The organism is Salinibacterium sp. (assembly GCF_031364185.1).
Classification (GTDB): domain Bacteria; phylum Actinomycetota; class Actinomycetes; order Actinomycetales; family Microbacteriaceae; genus Rhodoglobus.
This window is the reverse complement of sequence record NZ_JANLVV010000348.1, coordinates 1-3,392: the sequence shown is the minus strand read 5'-3', so window position 1 is coordinate 3,392 and position 3,392 is coordinate 1. Positions and strand designations below refer to the sequence as shown.

The following is a 3,392-nucleotide window of genomic DNA, read 5'->3' as shown; positions in this document are numbered from 1 at the left end:
GACGCTGCCGCTGGGTTGGTGGACTACCTTCACCAACTGGGTGTGGATTGGGTCTACCTGTCCCCCATCCTCGCCGCCGAGGCGGGCTCCGACCACGGCTATGACGTCATCGATCATTCCTCTATCGATAGCTCCAGGGGTGGTGCCGCCGGGCTCGACGCACTGTCGGCCGCGGCGCATAGCCGCGGCATGGGTGTGCTCGTCGACATCGTGCCGAACCACGTCGGCGTCGCTACGCCATCGTCGAACCCGTGGTGGTGGGATCTTCTGAAGAAGGGGCAGTCGTCCAGGTACGCCGAAGCATTTGACGTTGACTGGGACTTCGGCGACGGGCGCCTTCGCATTCCCGTGCTCGGCGACGAGGATGCTCCGGAGTTGTTGATCGTCGACGGGCAACTCGCCTATTACGACCAGCGCTTCCCCATTGCCGAGGGGACCGGCGATGGCGATGCCTCCGCTGCTCATGACCGCCAGCATTACGAATTGATCAACTGGCGCAGAGCCGATTCCGAGTTGAACTACCGCAGGTTCTTTGCCGTCAACACCCTGGCAGGCATCCGCGTCGAGGTGCCCTGGGTGTTCGATGAGTCGCACGCCGAGATTGAGCGCTGGTTCGACGAGAAACTGGTCGATGGCCTGCGGGTAGATCACCCTGATGGAGTGCTCGACCCCGGTGCCTACCTTGACGATCTTGCCCGCGTGACTCGGTCTGCCTACGTTCTGGTCGAGAAGATACTCGAGGGCGACGAGCGGATGCCAGCCCACTGGCAGGCCGCAGGAACCACAGGGTACGACGCTCTCGGTGACATCGATCGTGTACTCGTCGACCCGGCCGGCCGCGCGAGCCTGGACACGCTGGATGCGAGCATCGACGACGCGCCGAAACAGTCGTGGCTCGACCTCATCCATGACACCAAACGCGCCATCGCCGACGGGATCCTGCGGTCGGAGATTCTGCGGATAGCCCGCCTGCTCGCCCACGACACGGGCGCCCTAGCCGTCGGCGAGGTAGACGATGCCATCGCCGAGATTGCCGCCTGCTTCCCCGTATATCGCTCGTACCTCCCGCACGGTCTCGACCACCTCGAGGAGGCGGTCGCCGACGCGAGAAGGCGCAGACCCGATCTCGACGATGCCGTCGATCTGCTGATGCCCCTGCTGAGCGACCCGACACACCCGGCCGCGCAGCGACTGCAGCAGACCACCGGCATGGTCATGGCCAAGGGGGTAGAAGATACGGCGTTCTACCGCTATTCCCGGCTGGCCTCGCTCACCGAGGTCGGCGGTGACCCCTCCGAGTTCTCGATCGGGCTTGATGAATTCCACTCCCGCCAGGAGAACCGGCAGGCAGTGTTCCCCGCCTCATTGACCACCCTCAGCACCCACGACACGAAGCGCGGTGAAGATGTCAGGGCGCGCATCGACGTGCTGTCAGAAATTCCCGGCGAGTGGCGCGTGGCACTGACCAGCCTGCGCGAACTGGCCCCGCTCGGTGATGGTCCGCTCGAAAACCTGCTGTGGGAGTCGATCGTGGGCACCTGGCCCGCCTCGCGTGATCGACTGCACGCCTATGCCCAGAAAGCGGCCCGCGAGGCCGGCAACTCAACGGGGTGGGCGGCACCGGACGAGGAATTTGAACTCAGGATGCACGCGCTCATCGACAGCGCCTTCGACAACCCGCGCGTGGCAGAACAGCTGGCAACTATCGTGGAGCGCGTCACGCTACCAGGATGGTCCAACTCGCTCGCGGCCAAGCTGATCCAGCTGACCGCTCCCGGAGTGCCTGACGTATACCAGGGCAGCGAGCTGTGGGAGACCTCGCTCGTTGACCCCGATAATCGTCGGGAGGTTGACTTCGAGTTGCGCCGCGAGCTGCTGGCCGGCATCGATGGCGGCGGGCATCCCGCCATTGATTCGACGGGCGCCGCGAAACTTCTTGTCACCAGCGCGGCACTGAGACTGCGCAGGGATCGCCCGGAATTGTTCACACGCTACGCGCCGATGACGGCGATCGGCGACACGGCAGGCCACCTTATTGCGTTCGATCGAGGCGGCGCCGTGACCCTCGCAACCCGGCTGCCGGTCGGGCTCGCCGCCCGCGGAGGCTGGGGTCGGGCAACCCTCCTGCTGCCGCACCGGCCCATCATCGACGTGATCACCGGCGCAGAGTACGAGGGCGGCGAACTCGAGGTCGCCACGCTTCTCGCGAGGTACCCGGTCGCCCTTCTCGCGACCAGGACGCAGTAGATGGCCTTCGACCTGTGGGCGCCCCGCGCCGAACGGGTGAGCATCCTGGCGAACGGTCGGCGCACTGCGCTCGACCCGGTCGGTGACGGCTGGTGGTCGCCCCGCGATAACGTGCAATGGTCGGCGGATGTCGACTACGGGTACCTTCTGGACGGCGACACCACACCGCTGCCCGATCCACGATCGCGACGGCAACCGGCCGGTGTGCACGGTCTGTCTCGCAGTTTCGATGCGGCACGCTACCAGTGGCGGGATGCCTCGTGGCAGGGACGCGAACTCGCCGGCAGCACGATCTACGAACTTCACATCGGTTCGTTTACTCCCGAGGGAACCCTAGATTCTGCGATCGGGCGACTCGACCACCTCACCATGCTCGGCATCGATTTCGTGGAAGTGCTGCCCGTCAATGGCTTCAATGGCACGCATAACTGGGGCTATGACGGAGTGCTCTGGTACACCGTGCACGAAGGCTATGGCGGCCCCGCTGCCTACCAGCGCTTTGTCGACGCGTGCCACGAGCGAGGCCTTGGCGTCATCCAGGATGTCGTCTACAACCACCTCGGGCCCAGTGGCAACTACCTTCCTCGCTTTGGCCCATACCTCGACGACCAGAGCTCGAACACCTGGGGCACCACGGTGAATCTGGCCGAACCGGAGGTGCGCGAGTACATCATCGGCAATGCACTGATGTGGATGACCGACTACCACGTGGACGGCCTGCGGCTCGACGCTGTACACGCCCTGGTCGATGCCAGCGAAAAGCACATTCTGCAGGAGCTGGCCGAAAGAACGAGCGAGCTAAGCCGGCAGCTAGGCCGGCCGTTGACCCTGATCGCCGAGTCAGACCTGAACAACCCGAAGCTCATCACCCCGATCGCCGATGGCGGCTATGGTCTGACGGCCCAGTGGAGCGACGACTATCATCACTGCGCCCACGTAGCGCTGACGGGCGAGACGAGCGGGTACTACGCCGATTTCGACTCGCTCGAGGCGCTGGCAAAAACCATGACGCGGGGCTTCTTCCACGACGGTACATACTCGTCGTTTCGTGGACGTAGCCACGGCGTGCCCATCGACACCGGCACGGTGCCCACCTGGCGCCTGGTCACTTTCACCCAGGATCACGACCAGATCGGCAACCGCGC

Annotated in this window: 2 protein-coding genes; both read left to right on the top strand. The window is 64.8% G+C overall.

Translation table 11 applies throughout. The features are described 5' to 3' along the window. Positions 1–2,247 (top strand): malto-oligosyltrehalose synthase (gene treY, locus RMN95_RS15495; protein WP_309617806.1); only part of this gene is annotated, 2,247 nt, incomplete at its 5' end. Further along, positions 2,248–3,392, top strand: a 1,145-nt coding sequence (gene treZ / locus RMN95_RS15490) for a malto-oligosyltrehalose trehalohydrolase (protein ID WP_309617805.1), incomplete at its 3' end; no start/stop codon positions are given.